Source organism: Rhizobium sp. R693 (assembly GCF_002211315.1).
Classification (GTDB): Bacteria; Pseudomonadota; Alphaproteobacteria; order Rhizobiales; family Rhizobiaceae; genus Rhizobium.
Map to the genome: position 1 here is coordinate 259,865 of NZ_LOKY01000046.1, position 16,751 is coordinate 276,615.

Consider the following 16,751-nt stretch of genomic DNA (forward strand, 5'->3'; position numbering starts at 1 on the left):
TATCGCACAAATTTGTTGCCGGTATCGCCGCCTCGTTTTATTCCATCGGGTGAGAGGCGGGGAGAAGCATCCGGCAGGGCAAGGAGTGATCCAGCGTGGACAAGACTATCGCGAGCACGGCTGAGGCCGTCTTTGAAATCGGTGACGGGGCGACCGTCATGATTGGCGGCTTCGGCGGCTCGGGCGCACCGATCGAACTGATCCACGCGCTGATCGACAAGGGGCCGAAGAACCTCACGGTGATCAACAACAATGCCGGCAACGGGCGCATCGGCATTGCCGCGATGATCGACGCGGGTATGGTCAGGAAGATGATCTGTTCCTTCCCGCGCTCGTCGGACCCGCGCGCCTTCACGGAAAGATATCTGGCCGGTCAGATTGAGCTCGAGCTGGTGCCGCAGGGAACGCTTGCCGAGCGCATCCGCGCCGGCGGCGCCGGCATCCCGGCCTTCTATACGCCGACCGGCTACGGCACCGAGCTTGCAAAAGGCAAGGTCATCGCCGAGTTCGACGGCCGGCATTATGTGCAGGAGCGCTGGCTGAAGGCCGATTTCGCCATCGTCAAGGCGCATGTCGGCGACACCCACGGCAATCTCACCTATAACAAGGCCGGGCGCAACTTCAATCCGCTGATGTGCATGGCGGCGGGCAAGACCATCGTCCAGGTCTCCAGCATCGTTCCCGCCGGCGGCATCGACCCCGAGCATGTCGTCACCCCCGGGATATTCGTCGACCGTGTCGTCGAGGTCGCCAATCCCGCCCAGGAAGAAGAGCTCGTTCGAGCCGGAGTGGCCTATCAATGAGCGTCGATATCAGCCCCATCAATACACGCGAAGACATCAAGCTCTCCAACGCCAGCATCGCCTGGCGCGCCGCCCAGGACATTGCCGACGGCGCCTATGTGAACCTCGGCATCGGCTTTCCGGAAATGGTGGCACGCTATCAGCCGCCCGGACGCCAGGCGATCTTCCATACGGAAAACGGCATCCTCGATTTCGGCGAGGCACCGCCCATTGGCGAAGAGGACTGGGATCTGATCAATGCCGGCAAGCGGCCGGTCACACTGAAGCCCGGCTCGGCCTTCTTCAACCATGCCGACAGCTTCGCCATGGTGCGCGGCGGCCATCTCGATGTCGCGATCCTCGGCGCCTACCAGGTGGCGCAAAACGGCGATCTCGCCAACTGGCGCGTCGGTGCCAAGGGCGTGCCGGCTGTCGGCGGCGCCATGGACCTCGTGCACGGCGCCAAGCAGGTCTGCGTCATCACGGAGCACGTCACCAAGAACGGGGAACCGAAGCTGGTCGACAAATGCACATTCCCGCTGACCGGCGTCGGCTGCATTACCCGCGTCTATACGAGCCATGCCGTCATCGACATCGTTAAGGGCCGTTTCGTGCTGCGCGAGAAGCTCGCCGCCATGACGGTCGAGGAATTGCAGGCGATGACCGGCGCGCCGCTCCTTATCAACGGCCCGGTCGCCGATCTCGTCGTCCCGGACCTCTAAAGGAGGAGAAGCCTGATGGCCGAAGCTTTTATCTGCGACTATGTCCGCACCCCCATCGGCCGCTTCGGCGGTTCGCTTTCCGCCGTCCGCGCCGATGACCTCGGCGCGGTGCCGCTGAAAGCGCTGGTCGAGCGCCACGGCAGCGTGGACTGGGAAGCCATCGATGATGTCATCTTTGGCTGCGCCAACCAGGCCGGCGAAGACAATCGCAACGTCGCCCGCATGTCCTCGCTGCTTGCAGGACTGCCCGTTTCCGTACCGGGCACCACGATCAATCGCCTTTGCGGCTCCGGCATGGATGCTGTAATCGCGGCAGCGCGGGCCATCCGGGCAGGCGAGGCCGAGCTCATGATTGCAGGCGGCGTCGAAAGCATGTCGCGCGCGCCCTTCGTCATGCCGAAGGCGGAGGCTGCCTTTTCGCGCCACGCCGAGATCTACGACACGACAATCGGGTGGCGGTTCATCAATCCCCTGATGAAGAAGCAGTACGGCGTGGATTCGATGCCGGAGACCGGCGAGAACGTCGCCGAAGACTATAAGGTGTCACGTGAAGATCAGGACGCTTTCGCGGTCCGCAGTCAGGCAAAGGCTGCGGCCGCACAGGCCAATGGCCGACTGGCCAGGGAGATCACCTCCATCACCATCCCACAGCGCAAGGGCGAACCTGTCGTTATCGAAAAGGACGAGCACCCGCGCGCGACCACGATGGACGCACTCGCGAAGCTTTCCACGCCCTTCAAGAAAGAGGGCGGGACGGTGACGGCCGGCAATGCCTCCGGCGTCAACGACGGCGCGGCCGCGCTGATCATCGCCAGCGAACCAGCTGCAAGGAAATATGGCCTGACCCCTATCGCCCGCATTCTGGGTGGCGCCTCGGCCGGCGTGCCGCCGCGCATCATGGGTATCGGCCCGGTTCCGGCATCCCGCAAGCTGATGGCCCGTCTTGGCATGACGCAAAACCAGTTCGACGTCATCGAACTCAACGAAGCCTTCGCCTCTCAGGGTCTCGCCGTTCTGCGCGAACTTGGAATAGCCGACGCTGATGGCCGCGTGAACCGGAATGGTGGCGCCATCGCGCTTGGCCATCCGCTCGGAATGTCCGGCGCGCGCATCACCGGCACGGCCGCCCTGGAACTGCGCGAGAGCGGCGGGCGCTATTCTCTCTCGACCATGTGCATCGGCGTAGGACAGGGGATTGCCGTCGCGCTCGAGCGCGTCTGATCCCTATCGCAACATGAAAATCGGGCGTGGACGATCTTCCGCGCCGTTCCTCATCGCGCAGGCAGGCTACGGCATCAGCTGGCCGCCATTGACCTCGATGATCTGGCCGGTGACGTAGCCGGAAAGCGTTGGCGACGCCAGGAAGAGATAGGCGCCGACACAGTCCTCAGGCGTCCCGACGAAGCCCATCGGGATGGATTTGCGCTGCAGTTCCATCTGCTCGTCATTTGTGTAGCGCTCGTGAAACGGTGTAGCGATGACGCCAGGCGCAACGGCGTTCACCCGGATCCGATCGGGAACGAATTCCTTGGCGTGACCGCGGGTAATGGTCGAGACGAAGCCCTTCGACGCCGCATAGAGCACGGCACCGTTACCGCCGCCATTGCGCGCCGCAATCGAGGTCGTGTTGATGATGAAACCGCCCTGCTTTTTCAGCCATGGATGAGCCGCGCGCGTTGCGGCGAGCACCGAACGGGCATTGAGATCCATGACCTTGACGTAATGTTCGTCTGTATACTCGGCCGTTGGCTTGCGACCAAGCATGCCGCCAGCATTGTTGATCAACCCGTCGAGATGCCCGAAGGTTCTGGCCGTCTCTTCGACGACCCGTTCCGTCTCGCCCTCCTTCGACACGTCACCGTGAACGAGATGCACGGTGCCGCCGGCGGCCCGGATTTCGTCAGCAAGCGCTTCGGCCGGCTCGCGGCTCGCATTGTAATGAATGCCGACTTTCATCTCCTGTGCGATAAAAGCGCGGGCTAGCGCTGCACCGATACCGGTCGAAGCACCGGTGATCAGAACGGCTTTTCCGGCGAGATCCGGAATTTTGATGGATGCAAGCAATTGAGCAAGATGTGCCATGGCAGCGATAGCCTCCAGGAATGTGATGTGACCGGGCAAGGGCAAGTTGCAGAAAGCATATCAGCCGCCAACGGTAGGGGACAATGCCATATCCGCTATGGGGCGAGATCGAGGTCCGGATAATGCCGAAAGATACCTTCCTCGTTGAAGGCGAGCCGTCGGTCCGAGCGTAGATAGGCAGCGATGTTCTTGCGCTTGGCAACGGCATCGTGCACCCCCGTCAACGCCGGATAATCGACGCGGTAGGCTTTCATCGCTTTCGGAAAGGCATATCGCAGACCCTCGATCACCTGAAACAGCGACAGGTCGACATAGCTCAGCCTGTTGCCGACGATCTGGCTCGATCCCCCGGGATTTTGTTGCAGCACCTGTTCGAAGTAGCCGAGAAACTTTGGAATGCGCTCGCTGATAAAGGCGGCGGAGCGAGCTTTCGCCGCTTCCTTCTGATCCTCGTAGTAGAGCGAAGTGGCGATCGGGTGATGCGTATCGTGCACCTCCCCCACCAGGTCGGTTATCGTCAGTTGCAGGCCGTTGGCGACGTAACGCAGCTTTTCGTCTTCCGGCGCAAGACCAAGTTTCGGACCGAGATAGAAAAGAATGTTGGCGACATGCGAGACAACAAACTCGCCATCCTTGAGAAACGGGGGGGCAAATGGAATGTAGGCCTCGTGCTTGCTTCTCATCAGCGCCAGCATGGCGCCGGTGCCCATTCCTCGTCCGGACTGTCTGGCGACGTCGACATAGTCTGCCCGGGCTTCTTCGAGCGCCAGGCGTACGAACTCGCCGCGGCCTTGAATACCGTCCCAATAATATAATTCATATGCCATGAGTTCCCTCCCGGTGGCCGGCATCAGATCCTGGCATCAGATCAGTGATGCGTGTGCTGCTCGTTGCGCTTGCGGGTCAAAGCCGCCTTCTTCGCGGAGGCAGAACGTTCAGCTGCGGGGCGCGCCGCAGAGGCGGCGCCGCCCTTACGCCCACCCTTTTCGGATGCCTCGTGGGTATCCTTCTTGCCCCGGCCGGAACCGGATTTGTTGCCACCGCCGCTTTCCTTGTTGACCGTCGCCCAGGCCCGCCGTTCGGCCTCCTTGGTCGAAACGCCGCGCTCTTCGTAGCCTTCCTCGATGTGTTCGGCCTTGCGCTTTTGCTTGTCCGTGTATGCCGACTTATCGCCTCTTGGCATCTTTTGCCTCCTCTATGACAAAAAGGGGCAACTAACTGCCTGGCAAAAGGTTCCGGCGACGCGTCGGCATGCGCAAGGATGGCCGCCTGGCGACTTTGAGAAACGCCTTCGGACGAGATCGGCCTATTTGCGAGAGTATTTGCGCGAAACCGCCATCATCTTTTCGAGGGTGGGAAAATGCAGGGCAGACCGCGCGCCAGGGAAGAACAGTGCGACCAGATGGTCGATCGCGTAGACAAGGATCAGGGCGAAAACCAGATAGGCTGTTGCGGCGAAGAACAGAGCAGTCATTCCACCCTCGACAACGCAACGAGAAGGTAACGGCCTACTGCGGCCAATGAAACGTCGAAGTCGCTTATGCTCATGGCGATGGTCCCACTGGCGCTATCAACATTCGAGTGGAAGTTTGGTTCCATCGTCGATTGCCGCCGCAGCACTTTTTCTGCGAGGTCAAACTTATGCGCACTCATCTATGGTTCTTCCCCCGACGCGCCCTTCGCGCGCCTTGAAAATCCATAGCCCAGAAGCAATGCAATCATGTGACGGAGGGCGCCATGCGAACGCCCCTCGTCATCCGGAAAATTAAAGCGGTCCCGCCGATTTTCGGCTGGCTGTCTTCTTTGGAGCTGTAGCTTTCGCAGCGCCATTTGCTTTTGGAGTGGAAGTAACACGCTTGCGCGTCTTCACCTCCTGGCCATCCGGAGATGCGGCCGATCCTTCAAGCGCCTGGCGCTCGGCCCGGGCTTGTTCCCAATGTACGAAATCTCGTCCTGTTGGATGCCCTTCCTCTTCCCAAAGCGCATAAGCGCGCTTGCTGATCCACTCTTCACGAGTTTCTGTCATCGCCGATCTCCTCAGATAATGCCCGTGGTCTAACGCGATACCGAGGCTACAGTTCCAGAGGAACCACGCCGATTCAAGCAAATTATGACACACTGCAAAAAGAAATTCTGCGCCGCAGCATTCAACCCTTGCGCTGTGCCCGCTTTTTTTGCTTCCGGGTGAAGGTACTGAGGCAGAAAAAGCGAGGCCTTCACGCCCAAGGGTGCACAATTGAACGCCGCAGCTTTAGCGTTATAGTTCAATGCAATGTTTTATCTCATATCGACCTATTGGCCGCATATTCTATTCGTTGTTTCGCTCGCCATGGGCGCTGCGGCAGCGATCCACGCAGCCATGACCAAGGAGGAGGTTCGCGCCGCGACGGGTTGGGTCGGGGTGATCATCCTCTCACCGATCATCGGCGCCGTCCTCTACGCGATCGCCGGCATCAATCGTATCCGTCGCGCTTCGCTGAGCCTTCGGCGCGATGCCCTGATCCCCGAAGCCGACCTCGACGAACTGGAAAGCTTCGACGCTGACACGGATATCGTCATCAGCGGCTTCGGCCGTCGTTTCGCCGCTCTCCAGACGCTTGGCGATCGTGTCGCCCGCAGTCCGCTTGCAACCGGCAATACCATCGACATGCTGGAAACGGGCGACGACTGTTATGCCGCAATGAAGGCCGCCGTCGACAGCGCGAAGCGGAGCGTTCTTCTCGAGACTTATATCTTTGACCGCGACCCCATCGGATTGAGGATCGCCGATTCCCTGATTGCAGCAGTAAAACGGGGCGTCGAGGTGCGTGTGCTGATTGATGCCGTCGGCGCCCGCTATTCCGTCCCGAGCATATTGCGCTACCTCGCCGATGGCGGCGTTACCGTCTCTGTTTTCAACGGAAACGTCATCATGGGGTTGCGTTTGCCCTATGCGAACCTGCGCACCCACCGCAAGATCATCATCGTCGATGGCCGCATCGCGCTGACGGGCGGCATGAACATCCGGGCCGGCTTTACGCGCGAAATGGCAGGTGAGAACTTCGCCCGCGACACCCATTTCGGCGTCACCGGGCCGGTTGTTGCCGATCTCTTCAACGTTGCGGCCGAAGACTGGCGCTTCACGACCGGCGAGATCCTGCAAGGGGAGGCATGGCGAACCGCGCTGCCGGAGCGGCAGCCAGGCGATCCAGTCTTCATGCGCGTCGTGGCCTCCGGACCCGACAGAAGCATCGAGACGAACCACAAGATGCTGATGGGCGCCTTTTCCATTGCGCGCAAATCGATCCGCATCATGTCCCCCTACTTCCTGCCGGATCGCGAGCTCATCAGTGCGCTGGCGACATCGGCACGGCGTGGCGTCGAGGTCGATATCGTCGTTCCCTCCGCCAACAACCTCGTCCTCGTCGACCGGGCCATGACTGCGCAGTTCGATCAGATCCTCAGCAACTATTGCCGCATCTGGCGCTCCAGCGGCGCCTTCAGTCACTCCAAGCTTTTGTCGATCGACGGCGTCTGGTCCTATGTCGGATCGTCCAATCTCGATCCGAGATCGCTGCGATTGAATTTCGAGATCGACCTGGAAGTGTTGAACGAAGGCTTTGCCAACGAGATCGACGAGCATATCGACGAGGCCATCAAGTCGGCTTCGCCGGTCACGCTGCAGGGATTACGGGCGCGTCCTTTTCCGGTCCGGCTGCTCGAGAAGGTCCTGTGGCTCGGATCGCCTTACTTGTAGCGGATTTCTCGGGTTAGGACATGGCAACGTCGCCCACCCGGTCTATAATCCGGTCAGAACGTGTCGATCAACGCAGCGCCAGTAAATTCCGATGCATGCCAGAAAACAAAGCCTGCCGGCCAACATCCTTGCCTCGATCCGCAATCGCAAAAAGCGGCTGGATGCGGCACATTCGGAGAACAAACCGCGCTCCGATGGCACTCTGATCGCTTCCTACAACGTCCATAAATGCGTCGGCAACGACCGCCGGTTCGATCCCGAGCGCACCAGCCGCGTCATCCACGAAATCGACGCCGACGTGATCGCGTTGCAGGAAGCCGATACGCGGTTTGGCGAGCGTACGGGCATCCTCGATCTTGGCCGATTGGAACGGGAGACCGGACTGATCCCAGTGCCGGTCAACGGCATGGCAAAGGCTCACGGCTGGCATGGCAATGTCGTGCTCTTCAAGAAGGGTCTGGTGCGCGACGTCCACCAGATAAACCTTCCTGGGCTGGAACCGCGCGGTGCGCTTGTCGCCGAACTCGATCTGGAAAACGGCGGGGCCTTGCGCATTATCGCCGCCCATTTCGGCCTGCTTCGCCATTCGCGCGCGCAGCAGGCCAAGATGCTGGTCGAGCTGATGGCCAGGAAGAGCGAGATCCCCACCATCCTGCTCGGCGATCTAAACGAATGGCGGCTTGGCGACCGTTCGTCGCTGCACACGTTCCAATCCGCATTTGGGCCGCAGCCCATGGCAGTTCCAAGCTTTCCGGCACGGCTTCCCGTGCTTGCTCTCGATCGAATAATGGCAAACCGCAAGGGCGTCGTGACCGCAGTCGAGGCCCACGATACGCCACTCGCACGCGTCGCCTCCGATCACCTGCCGGTCAAGGCCGTGGTCAATCTCAAGCGGGTCGAGGAACTGAGCACGAAGGGCTAGGTTTCCTCGAGCTGTGCGCCGCAGTGCGTATCCGCATCGCACAGCATCGTCGTGATAGCGCTCACCAAGCCTTGACACTGCCTGCGGTCATGGCAGTTTCTGCTCATCTCGACAGACACCTTGGACGAGGAGATTGCATGGTGCTTATGGCCAGGGCTTTGCGGCAAAGGGCCGACATGTGGCGTGGGCATATATCGGCGGCGATTGCCGCCGCGATTAGAAAAGGCAGGGTCGCATGGCTGGTGGCTGGCCTCGTAACGGCCCTCTTGCCGGTAACCGCCCGGGCCTGGGATCCTCCACCCCAGACTCAAGCCTCGAAGCAACAGATCCACAAGCTCGTCGAAACATGGGGACAATACTTCCAGAAAGCCGACAGCCTTCGCGACCGGCGGCAAGCCTTTGAAGAGCTGATGGAATCGACCCCCGAGCCGACGCGCATTCAAATCAGGTCCGTCGATGCCGGTGGCATCGATGCGCAGCTCATCTGGCCGGCGAGATTGCATCATCCGCTCGGCCGGCGTGCCATTCTCTATGTACACGGCGGCGGCTTTTACAGCGGTTCATTGCGCACGCACCGAGCAATAGCCGGCGCGCTGGCCAAGGCGGCGTCAGCCGATGTGCTTCTCATCGACTACCGGCTTGCGCCGGACAACCCGTATCCTGCTCAAATCGACGATACGTTGGCCGCATATCGCTGGCTGCTCGATTCCGGCTATGAGGCCGACAATATCGTGCTTGTCGGCGAATCCGCCGGCGCGAACCTGGCAATTGAAGCAACGCTGCGGCAGATGCGGGTGAAAGAACCCCTGCCGGCGGCAGTGGTTGCCATGAGCCCCATCAGCGATCTGGCAGCAACCGGCGCTTCATTGACGGCGAACGCCGGCACCGATCCCGTGATTAACGCCGCCCAACTCGATCTCATCCGCAAGGCCTATCTCGGGACACGTTCGCCGACAGATCCGATGGTCTCGCCCCTCTATGCCGACCTGACCGGATTTCCGCCATTGCTCATACAGGTCGGAGAAGGTGAAGCGCTTCTGGACGACAGCCGACGGCTGGCCGACAAGGCCCGCGCGGCCGGCGTTGATGTCGAGATCGAGATCTGGCCAGGCATGATCCATGAGTGGCAGATCTTCCCCTTCTGGCTCGATGATGCAAGGCAATCGAACCAGCGCGTTGCGGAATATGCGATCAGGCATTTCGCTGACAAACCACAGCCGTGATTTGTCCCGTATCGGCGACGGTTTCGCCTGCGTCCACGGCAAAACGTCTGTCATCTGACGTTTGATGTGTCATCGGCACGCGTTCTTTTTGTCGGCTGAGCGGCGGCTCTATTGCGCTTGCAGGGGAGCCATATTCAAAGTTTGTCTGCCCCCATCAAACGGGATGCTGTGTAAGATTTCCCCATTCGAACCAGAAAGATGCCAGCCCGCTCGGGCGGCGCTCCGGTTTCATGTATGCCTTGGGGAACCGCATGGATCTGCAAAAGATCAAAACGCTGCTCGACTTCGTCGGGCGTTCACGTGTTTCGGAGCTGACTGTCAGCGAAGCAGGCACGACTGTCATCGTGCGCAATTTGCCTTCGCCGTTTCTACCCACGCCACCGATGACGCCTCGGGAAAATGCGCAGATCGCGCCGGCGGTGCCGAAGGAGCAGCCTGATCCGAGCCATGTCCACGCGCCGCTGTCGGGCGTGGTGCACCAGGCCAACAGCCCCGGCGCGGCGCCGCTCGTTGCAATGGGGGACGTTATCGAGGCCGGGCAAGCGCTCTGCATCGTCGAAGCCATGAAGGTTTTCACGACAGTTCCCGCACCTTTCGGCGGTGTGGTCAGGCGCATCTTCTTCGAAGACGGGCAAGAAGTGAGCCTCGGCGATCCCCTTGTGGAGATCGGCTGATGCGCGGCCCTCTCGATGCAGCCCTGCAAGGCAGCGACCATCCCTTCAGATCCGTATTGATCGCCAATCGCGGCGAAATCGCCGTTCGCATCCGGCGCGCCTGCCTCGAACTGGGACTGCGCCCGATCCTTGTCGCGTCCGAGGTCGACCGGGCTGCAGATGCGGCTTGCCGAAAGGACGGTCCGCTCTCCATCGGACCATCGGCGCCGGCACGCAGCTATCTCAACCAGGCTGCGATCCTGCTTGCGGCGCGCGTCACGGGTGCTGAGGCAGTCCATCCGGGTTACGGATTCCTCTCGGAAAATGCCGAGTTTGCCGAAGCGGTCGAGAAGGCGGGACTGGTCTTCATAGGCCCGCCGGCTTCGGCGATCCGCACCATGGGCGACAAGATCGCTGCCAAACGGGCGATGATGGCAGCCGGCGTGCCCTGCGTGCCGGGACCGGGTGAGCCGTTGCCTGGGGATGGCGAGGCTGTGCGCGCCATCGCGGAAGAGATCGGCTATCCGGTCATCATCAAGGCGGCCGGCGGCGGGGGTGGGCGCGGCATGCGCGTCGTGCGCGAGAGCGCGCAGGTCGACGACGCGATCGCCATCACCCGCGAGGAGGCGCGCCGTGCCTTCGGCAAGCCGGAGCTCTATATGGAGAAATTTCTGGAGCATCCGCGCCATGTCGAGTTCCAGGTGCTCTGTGACAATCACGGCAATGCCGTCTGGGTCGGTCATCGTGACTGCTCCATCCAGCGGCGACACCAGAAGGTTGTTGAGGAGGCGCCTGCGCCCGGCATTGCGCCGGAACTGGCGCACAGGATCGGTGAGCGCTGTGTGGAGGCGTGCCGGCAGATCGGCTATCGCGGCGTCGGCACGTTCGAATTCCTCTATGAGCACGGGGAATTCTACTTCATCGAGATGAACACGCGCTTGCAGGTCGAGCATCCCGTCACGGAGATGACGGCTGGTGTCGATCTCGTGCACGAGCAGTTGCGCGTAGCGCAGGGGCAGATGCTCAGTCCGTCCCGCCTTTGTGGCGAGGCGCTCGGCCATGCCTTCGAATGCCGCATCAATGCCGAGGATCCTGCGACCTTTGTCGCAGCACCCGGGCGCATGACAGCGGTGCGCTTCCCGAGTGGACCGGGAATTCGCATCGATACGCATGTGTCGGCCGGATACCGTGTCTCTCCCTACTACGATTCCCTGATCGCCAAGCTGATCGTGCATGCGCCAACCCGTGCGGCGGCGATCCGGCGCATGCAGGTCGCCTTGTCGGAAACGCGCATCGAGGGCATTTCCACCAACCTTGCGCTGCACGAGAGGATCTTCGCCGATCCCGATTTCGTTCAGGGCTGTGTCGATATCCACCATCTTGAAAAACGGCTGAGGGAGGAACCCCGTGTCCAGGCGTGACCGCTCGGCAGGCAAAAACACGATCGGCGACCTTTCCGATCCCGCTCTTATCTCCACACTCACCGACTGGCTGGAAGCCTCTGGCGCACGCGAGCTGGAAATTCTCACAGAGGCTGGCGAGGCTTTGAAGATCGTCCTTGGTTCGGGCGCGCGCTCGGCGCATGCGCATGAAACCGCCCCTAAGGTGCGCCCAACCCTGCCCGAGGGCCGGTCCGTCAAGGCGCCGATGGCCGGTCTCTTCCGCAGCGCCCATCCGGGCAGCGCCGACGCTTCGCCGCTTGCCGAAAAGGGTCGGGCGGTCGAAGCAGGCGCCATCATCGGCTTCATCGAGGTTGGGCCAGTGCTCTTGCCCGTCACCGCGCCCGAAGCGTCCGTCGTCGCCGAAGTCCATGCCCATGCAGGAGACCTCATCGGCTACGGTGATGCTGTTTTCGCGACGGAGCCCTGCCGATGAGCCGCCCGCAATCGACGCCGCTCGCATCGCCCGCCTCAATCGTGCCGAACACGGACGCACTGGCGAAAATTTCCTTTATCGGCACACGCGCCTTCCTCGTGGAAGCGCCCGGCGCCTTCGACCTGCCGAACCAGCGGCGCATCTGGGCGCTGTCACGTGCCCTCGAGGCACAGGAGGAAATCGCCGAAATCGTGCCGGGCATGACGAACCTGTTGGTGATCCTCAAGCAGACGCCGGAGGCGCCAGACATCATCGTTCACCAGCTCCAGGAGGAATGGAAGCGGGCACGCGGCGTCGATCTTGCCGGCCGGGACATCGACATCGCGGTCACCTATGGCGGCGAACATGCGACGGATCTGCCGGCGCTCTGCGATCTTTCCGGCCTCAGCGACCGGGAGGTCGTGCGCATCCATCACGAAGGCACCTACCGGGTCTTTGCCCTCGGCAGTGCGCCGGGTTTCGGCTACCTCTTCGGGCTTGATGCGCGCATCCATATGCCGCGCAAGACAGTGCCCTCGCTCAGCATGGCGCGAGGCTGCGTCACGATCGGCGGCATGCAGACGGGCGTTGCGGTGCTGACGGGACCGAACGGCTGGAATTCCATCGGCTTTGCCGAACTCCAGATGTTCGATCCGTTGGCTGCTGCTCCGGCCGTCATGGCTCCTGGCGACACCGTGCGTTTCCGTCCAGAAAGGATCGAACTGTGATCGATATTGAGGCAACAGGGCCGCTGAACACCATCCAGGACCTTGGGCGTCCAGGCTATCGCAATATCGGGGTCACGGCCTGCGGTGCGATGGACACGCTTGCGCTTTCGATCGGCAATATCCTCGTCGGCAATACGCCTCAGGCTGCGGGTATCGAGGTGCAAACCTTTCCTTTCCGCGTGCGTTTTTCGGCGCGAACTGCCTTCGCGATCACCGGCGCGGATTGCCGCGCAACGCTCGACGGGATCGGCGTGCCGCCCTGGTGGGTTGCGCAGGCCGAGGCCGGCCAGCTTTTGGAACTATCGCCTCCACTCAAGGACGCAAGAGCCTATCTCAGCCTTGCCGGCGGTGCGGATGTCACGCCTGTGATGGGTTCGCGCAGCACGTCGCTGCGCGGCGGTTTCGGCGGTCTTAACGGCAGGGTGCTTGCGACAGGCGACGCAGTGGCAACGGGCGCGGCAACGTCGACCTTTCTTCCGAAGGGCGGATTCGGCGTCGTACCTCCGGCCGTGGCATTGAAGGACGTCTTTCCAGCCGGTGAGGGTGGCGCGCTCACGATCCGCGCTCTGCCAGCCGGTGAGCATGATCTTTTCGGCGCCGATGCGGAGCGTTTCTGGAGCCAGCCCTGGAAGATCTCAGCGCGCAGCGACCGGACCGGTTATCGGCTAAGTGGCGATCCGATCCATCCGCTGGAGACGGTGGAGATGCGCTCGCACGGCGTCGTTCCCGGCGTCGTCCAGGTCCCGCCGGCAGGCGAGCCGATCGTCCAGATGAGCGACGCCAATACGGCGGGCGGCTATCCCAAAATCGCGGGCGTCATCGAGGCCGATCTCTGGCGGCTGGGGCAGGCACGTATCGGTTCGATGCTGCGTTTCGTACCGGCGACACATGCGCAAGCGAGGGCCATTGAGCGGGCGCTTGGCGCCTATATCGACGACGTCAGGCGGACCGCCCGGCTGGTCAGTCAGGCGCTCAGTACCGTGGCATAGGAGCATTTCATGAAGGTGGATCTCAATTCGGACATGGGCGAGGGTTTCGGTCCGTACCGGCTCTGCGACGACGAGGCGATGATGGATATCGTCACCTCCGCCAACATTGCCTGCGGCTTCCACGCCGGCGATCCTGAAACGATGGCGCGTATGGTGCGCCTTGCCCGGGAAAAAGGGGTGGATGTCGGCGCCCATCCGGGCCTGCCGGACAGGCAAGGTTTTGGCCGCCGGGAACTGCCCTTCGGCCCGGACGAGCTGCGCCAGCAGATGCTGTTCCAGCTCGGCGCGCTGATTGCGATCGCCAAGGCCGAGGGTGTGACGGTTTCGCATGTCAGCTTCCACGCTGCTATGGGAAACATGGTCAACCGTGACCCGGCGCTGGCCGCTGCAATGATGGCGGCGATCCGTGCGGTCGATCCCGATCTCATCGTTTTTGGCACGGCCGACAGCATCATCGAGCGCGCTGCAATCGAGGCCGGCCTGAAGACGCTGACCCTTTTCCTTGCCGACCGAGCCTATGATGCGGAAGGAAAACTCGTGCCGCGCGGCAAGCAGGGTGACCTCGTCAAGGACGAGTCCGCAGTGCGCTCCCGCGTGCGGCAGTTCCTCCTTGACGGCACCGTCACCGCTATCGACGGAGCCGTCGTCCCCATGCGCGCGCGCTCCATCCTCGTGCACAGCGATACTCCCGGCTCGCTCGACCTCGCCCGCATCGTGCGCAGCGAGATCGAGGCAGCCGGCGGCGCGGTGACGCCGGTATCCAAGCTTCTGCGATGAGCCCCGTCGCAGCCCCCTCATCCCTTTCATCGAGAGCAACGATCATGCCCGCCATTGCCGACCGCCTGAAGAATGTTTCCGTCTCCGCCTCCGCCGCCATGACCCAGCGCGCCCGCGACCTTGCAGCCAGGGGCATCAAGGTCATCAGCCTTTCATCTGGCGAACCCGATTTCACAACACCGGCCAATGCCATCGAGGCGGCCCATGCGGCAGCCCTTGCCGGTGATACGAAATATCCGCCGCTCGACGGCACCCCGGCGCTGCGCCAGGCCATCGCCCGCAAGTTCAAGCGGGATAATAATCTCGATTACGATCCCTCGGAGATCGTCGTTGCCGGCGGCGGCAAGCAGATCATCTTCAATGCCGTGATGGCCACCTGCAATCCCGGCGATGAGATCGTCATCCCAACGCCCTCCTGGATCAGCTATGCCGATATCGTGACGTTCGCCGGCGGCGTGCCGGTGCCGGTCGACTGCCCACAGCAAAACGGGTTCAAGCTGCGCGCCGAAGACCTTGATGCGGCGATCACGCCGCGCAGCAAATGGCTGTTCCTCAATTTCCCAAACAACCCGACGGGCGCTGCCTGCACGCAGACGGAGATGAGGGCCATCGCACAGGTTATGCTCAAGCACCCGCACGTCTGGATCATGACCGACGACATGTACGAGCACCTAATTTATGACGGTTTCGAATTCTGCACCATCGCGCAGGTCGAACCACGTCTCAAGGATCGCGTACTGACGGTCAACGGCGCTTCCAAAGCCTATGCCATGACCGGATGGCGGCTTGGCTTCTGTGGCGGGCCAAAGGACCTCATCAAGGCGATCAGCAACGTCAACGGCCAGAACAGTGGCGGTACGTCGACCATCACCCAGGCCGCCGTTGCGGCTGTGCTTGACGGGCCACAGGACCTGCTCAGGGAACGGGCGGCGATCTACCGGGAGAGGCGCGACTTCGTCGTCGCCCGACTTGGCGAGATCGAGGGCATCCGCTGCCACAAGCCGGAAGGGGCGTTCTACGTCTTCCCAAACATCGCCGACCTGATCGGCCGGACGAGCAGCGGCGGGCGGAAGATTGAGACCGACACCGATTTCGTCCTGGCGCTGCTCGACGAGCATCACGTGACGACCGTGCAGGGCGCGGCCTATGGGATGAGCCCTTTCTTCCGTATTTCCTACGCCACGAGCATGCAACAGCTGGACGAAGCCTGCGGACGCATTGCCGAGTTCTGCTCCGGCCTGCGCTAACTTTGCCCCTTGAGGCGCGCGGTTAGATCCATGAGGATCGACCGCACCGCCAGCGCCGGCTCCGACAGCTCGCTCTGGTCGGAAACGCAGAGCGACAGAGTTTCCTCAATCTTCGGCGCGATCATGCACGAGACAAGCGGCTCGGGGGATTCCGCGATGATCCGCTCGACGATGGCGCGCGGCATGATGGTGGCGCCGACGCCGCTTGAAACGGCGCGCGCCAAGGTGCGGACAACTTCCACCTCCGCCACGACGTTGAGGGAGACGCGGGCTCGCGTGAAGGAAAGATCGATGGCGCGGCGCACGAAATTGTAGGGCGGCGGCAGGAGAAGCGGCAGGTCGTTGAGCGCGCTCACCGGCAGCGGCGCCGCACCTGGCTCGATACGGAAATCGCGGTGGGCGACAAGACGGAACTCCTCGACAAAAACCGGTTCGAAGCGCACACCCTTGATCGGACCCGTGCCATGGATCAACGCCATTTCCAGCCGACCATTCATGATCATCTGGCTGTAGGTCTGACCGACGCTTTCGGTCAGGTGCAGCAGAATGCCGGGATGGCGTTTGCGGGTTTCAGTGAGGAGATCGACGGACAGCGTTGCCGCGCTCGAAAAGGGCACGAGGCCGACCGAGACGCGCCCGACGAGCGTCGAGCCGGCAGCCTTCACGTCGGCCTGCGCCTGCTCCATCTGGCGCAGGACGATCTGGGCGTGGCGGTAGACGGCCTTGCCGGCCTCGGTCATGGAGACGCCCTGCTGACTGCGGATTAGAAGCTTCTGTCCGAAATGCTCCTCGAGCGCAGCCAGCTGCTGGCTGAGCGCGGGCTGGGCGATATGCAAAACGTCGGCGGCCCGCGTAATGCTGCCGGTGTCGACAATGACGATGAAGGATTTGAGACGCCTTGTATCCATATGCGAGCCTGCCTTGTTTGGCCTCGCATGTTACAGGCCGAAGAGGCGGCGGCAAGCCCATAAGCCTTGCTTATCCATCCAGATTCAAACGGTCTTATCCAGAGCCGGAAAGCTTCGTTACTCTCTTT

General features: G+C 62.0%; 20 protein-coding genes. 13 read left to right on the forward strand and 7 right to left on the reverse strand.

Features of this window, described 5'->3' with window-relative positions:
• Positions 1-95: 95 nt before the first annotated feature.
• From ATY79_RS25830 to pcaF, 3 genes are read left to right on the forward strand one after another with little or no spacing between them, the layout of a single operon-like run.
• A complete protein-coding gene (locus tag ATY79_RS25830) occupies positions 96-803 on the forward strand; it encodes a 3-oxoacid CoA-transferase subunit A (RefSeq protein ID WP_088705339.1) in 708 nt (235 codons plus the stop codon).
• Positions 800-1,504, forward strand: a complete 705-nt coding sequence (locus tag ATY79_RS25835) for a 3-oxoacid CoA-transferase subunit B (RefSeq protein WP_088705340.1) — start codon at positions 800-802, stop codon at positions 1,502-1,504. Before ATY79_RS25830 ends, ATY79_RS25835 begins: the two co-directional genes overlap by 4 nt.
• Positions 1,505-1,519: 15 nt before the next feature.
• Positions 1,520-2,725: a 3-oxoadipyl-CoA thiolase gene (pcaF, locus tag ATY79_RS25840; RefSeq protein ID WP_088705341.1), complete on the forward strand. Its 1,206-nt coding sequence runs from the start codon at positions 1,520-1,522 to the stop codon at positions 2,723-2,725.
• A 66-nt stretch (positions 2,726-2,791) separates the two neighbouring features.
• On the opposite strand, the gene ATY79_RS25845 is transcribed toward pcaF, so the two are convergent.
• From ATY79_RS25845 to ATY79_RS25865, 6 genes are all read right to left on the reverse strand, one after another.
• Entirely contained in the window at positions 2,792-3,586 is a 795-nt protein-coding gene (locus ATY79_RS25845; RefSeq protein WP_088705342.1) for an SDR family oxidoreductase, read from the reverse strand.
• Between the two features lie 95 nt (positions 3,587-3,681).
• On the reverse strand, positions 3,682-4,413 hold the full coding sequence (locus ATY79_RS25850; protein ID WP_088705343.1) for a glutathione S-transferase: 732 nt from the start codon (positions 4,411-4,413) through the stop codon (positions 3,682-3,684).
• A 41-nt stretch (positions 4,414-4,454) separates the two neighbouring features.
• Complete coding sequence (locus ATY79_RS25855) at positions 4,455-4,769, reverse strand: plasmid stabilization protein (protein ID WP_088705344.1); 315 nt, start codon at positions 4,767-4,769, stop codon at positions 4,455-4,457.
• A gap of 123 nt (positions 4,770-4,892) precedes the next feature.
• On the reverse strand, positions 4,893-5,060 hold the full coding sequence (locus ATY79_RS31040) for a hypothetical protein (RefSeq protein WP_189638076.1): 168 nt from the start codon (positions 5,058-5,060) through the stop codon (positions 4,893-4,895).
• On the reverse strand, positions 5,057-5,239 hold the full coding sequence (locus tag ATY79_RS31165) for a hypothetical protein (RefSeq protein WP_088705345.1): 183 nt from the start codon (positions 5,237-5,239) through the stop codon (positions 5,057-5,059). Before ATY79_RS31165 ends, ATY79_RS31040 begins: the two co-directional genes overlap by 4 nt.
• Positions 5,240-5,351: 112 nt before the next feature.
• Complete coding sequence (locus ATY79_RS25865) at positions 5,352-5,612, reverse strand: DUF2934 domain-containing protein (protein WP_088705346.1); 261 nt, start codon at positions 5,610-5,612, stop codon at positions 5,352-5,354.
• Positions 5,613-5,858: 246 nt separating this feature from the next.
• Between ATY79_RS25865 and ATY79_RS25870 the strand changes: the two genes are divergently transcribed.
• The 10 genes from ATY79_RS25870 to ATY79_RS25915 all read left to right on the forward strand — a co-directional run bounded on the left by ATY79_RS25870 (position 5,859) and on the right by ATY79_RS25915 (position 15,715).
• Positions 5,859-7,322, forward strand: coding sequence for a phosphatidylserine/phosphatidylglycerophosphate/cardiolipin synthase family protein (locus ATY79_RS25870; protein WP_088705347.1), 1,464 nt, complete (start codon positions 5,859-5,861; stop codon positions 7,320-7,322).
• A gap of 91 nt (positions 7,323-7,413) precedes the next feature.
• Positions 7,414-8,244, forward strand: coding sequence for an endonuclease/exonuclease/phosphatase family protein (locus ATY79_RS25875; protein WP_088705348.1), 831 nt, complete (start codon positions 7,414-7,416; stop codon positions 8,242-8,244).
• Positions 8,245-8,390: 146 nt separating this feature from the next.
• Positions 8,391-9,467, forward strand: coding sequence for an alpha/beta hydrolase (locus ATY79_RS25880; protein WP_245312457.1), 1,077 nt, complete (start codon positions 8,391-8,393; stop codon positions 9,465-9,467).
• Positions 9,468-9,718: 251 nt separating this feature from the next.
• Positions 9,719-10,141, forward strand: coding sequence for an acetyl-CoA carboxylase biotin carboxyl carrier protein subunit (locus ATY79_RS25885; RefSeq protein ID WP_088705350.1), 423 nt, complete (start codon positions 9,719-9,721; stop codon positions 10,139-10,141).
• A complete protein-coding gene (locus ATY79_RS25890; protein WP_088705351.1) occupies positions 10,141-11,541 on the forward strand; it encodes an acetyl-CoA carboxylase biotin carboxylase subunit in 1,401 nt (466 codons plus the stop codon). Before ATY79_RS25885 ends, ATY79_RS25890 begins: the two co-directional genes overlap by 1 nt.
• Positions 11,528-11,995: an acetyl-CoA carboxylase biotin carboxyl carrier protein subunit gene (locus ATY79_RS25895; RefSeq protein ID WP_088705352.1), complete on the forward strand. Its 468-nt coding sequence runs from the start codon at positions 11,528-11,530 to the stop codon at positions 11,993-11,995. The genes ATY79_RS25890 and ATY79_RS25895 overlap by 14 nt, the downstream gene beginning before the upstream one ends.
• Entirely contained in the window at positions 11,992-12,702 is a 711-nt protein-coding gene (pxpB, locus tag ATY79_RS25900) for a 5-oxoprolinase subunit PxpB (protein WP_088705353.1), read from the forward strand. The genes ATY79_RS25895 and pxpB overlap by 4 nt, the downstream gene beginning before the upstream one ends.
• Complete coding sequence (locus ATY79_RS25905; RefSeq protein ID WP_088705354.1) at positions 12,699-13,691, forward strand: biotin-dependent carboxyltransferase family protein; 993 nt, start codon at positions 12,699-12,701, stop codon at positions 13,689-13,691. The genes pxpB and ATY79_RS25905 overlap by 4 nt, the downstream gene beginning before the upstream one ends.
• 9 nt (positions 13,692-13,700) lie before the next feature.
• On the forward strand, positions 13,701-14,468 hold the full coding sequence (locus tag ATY79_RS25910) for a 5-oxoprolinase subunit PxpA (RefSeq protein ID WP_088705355.1): 768 nt from the start codon (positions 13,701-13,703) through the stop codon (positions 14,466-14,468).
• Between the two features lie 44 nt (positions 14,469-14,512).
• Entirely contained in the window at positions 14,513-15,715 is a 1,203-nt protein-coding gene (locus ATY79_RS25915; protein WP_088705356.1) for a pyridoxal phosphate-dependent aminotransferase, read from the forward strand.
• Here ATY79_RS25915 and nac read toward each other — a convergent pair.
• Complete coding sequence (gene nac, locus ATY79_RS25920) at positions 15,712-16,623, reverse strand: nitrogen assimilation transcriptional regulator NAC (protein WP_088694042.1); 912 nt, start codon at positions 16,621-16,623, stop codon at positions 15,712-15,714. The genes ATY79_RS25915 and nac overlap by 4 nt on opposite strands.
• Positions 16,624-16,751: the final 128 nt, after the last annotated feature.

What these genes read in the sequence shown, in the direction of transcription:
- ATY79_RS31165 (WP_088705345.1), bottom strand. Translation starts at nt 5,239, where the DNA reads ATGAGTGCGCATAAGTTTGACCTCGCAGAAAAAGTGCTGCGGCGGCAA.
- ATY79_RS25870 (WP_088705347.1), top strand. Translation starts at nt 5,859, where the DNA reads ATGTTTTATCTCATATCGACCTATTGGCCGCATATTCTATTCGTTGTT.
- pxpB (WP_088705353.1), top strand. Translation starts at nt 11,992, where the DNA reads ATGAGCCGCCCGCAATCGACGCCGCTCGCATCGCCCGCCTCAATCGTG.
- ATY79_RS31040 (WP_189638076.1), bottom strand. Translation starts at nt 5,060, where the DNA reads ATGACTGCTCTGTTCTTCGCCGCAACAGCCTATCTGGTTTTCGCCCTG.
- ATY79_RS25880 (WP_245312457.1), top strand. Translation starts at nt 8,391, where the DNA reads ATGGCCAGGGCTTTGCGGCAAAGGGCCGACATGTGGCGTGGGCATATA.
- nac (WP_088694042.1), bottom strand. Translation starts at nt 16,623, where the DNA reads ATGGATACAAGGCGTCTCAAATCCTTCATCGTCATTGTCGACACCGGC.
- ATY79_RS25865 (WP_088705346.1), bottom strand. Translation starts at nt 5,612, where the DNA reads ATGACAGAAACTCGTGAAGAGTGGATCAGCAAGCGCGCTTATGCGCTT.
- ATY79_RS25915 (WP_088705356.1), top strand. Translation starts at nt 14,513, where the DNA reads ATGCCCGCCATTGCCGACCGCCTGAAGAATGTTTCCGTCTCCGCCTCC.
- ATY79_RS25835 (WP_088705340.1), top strand. Translation starts at nt 800, where the DNA reads ATGAGCGTCGATATCAGCCCCATCAATACACGCGAAGACATCAAGCTC.
- ATY79_RS25910 (WP_088705355.1), top strand. Translation starts at nt 13,701, where the DNA reads ATGAAGGTGGATCTCAATTCGGACATGGGCGAGGGTTTCGGTCCGTAC.
- ATY79_RS25885 (WP_088705350.1), top strand. Translation starts at nt 9,719, where the DNA reads ATGGATCTGCAAAAGATCAAAACGCTGCTCGACTTCGTCGGGCGTTCA.
- ATY79_RS25845 (WP_088705342.1), bottom strand. Translation starts at nt 3,586, where the DNA reads ATGGCACATCTTGCTCAATTGCTTGCATCCATCAAAATTCCGGATCTC.
- ATY79_RS25890 (WP_088705351.1), top strand. Translation starts at nt 10,141, where the DNA reads ATGCGCGGCCCTCTCGATGCAGCCCTGCAAGGCAGCGACCATCCCTTC.
- ATY79_RS25855 (WP_088705344.1), bottom strand. Translation starts at nt 4,769, where the DNA reads ATGCCAAGAGGCGATAAGTCGGCATACACGGACAAGCAAAAGCGCAAG.
- ATY79_RS25875 (WP_088705348.1), top strand. Translation starts at nt 7,414, where the DNA reads ATGCATGCCAGAAAACAAAGCCTGCCGGCCAACATCCTTGCCTCGATC.
- pcaF (WP_088705341.1), top strand. Translation starts at nt 1,520, where the DNA reads ATGGCCGAAGCTTTTATCTGCGACTATGTCCGCACCCCCATCGGCCGC.
- ATY79_RS25850 (WP_088705343.1), bottom strand. Translation starts at nt 4,413, where the DNA reads ATGGCATATGAATTATATTATTGGGACGGTATTCAAGGCCGCGGCGAG.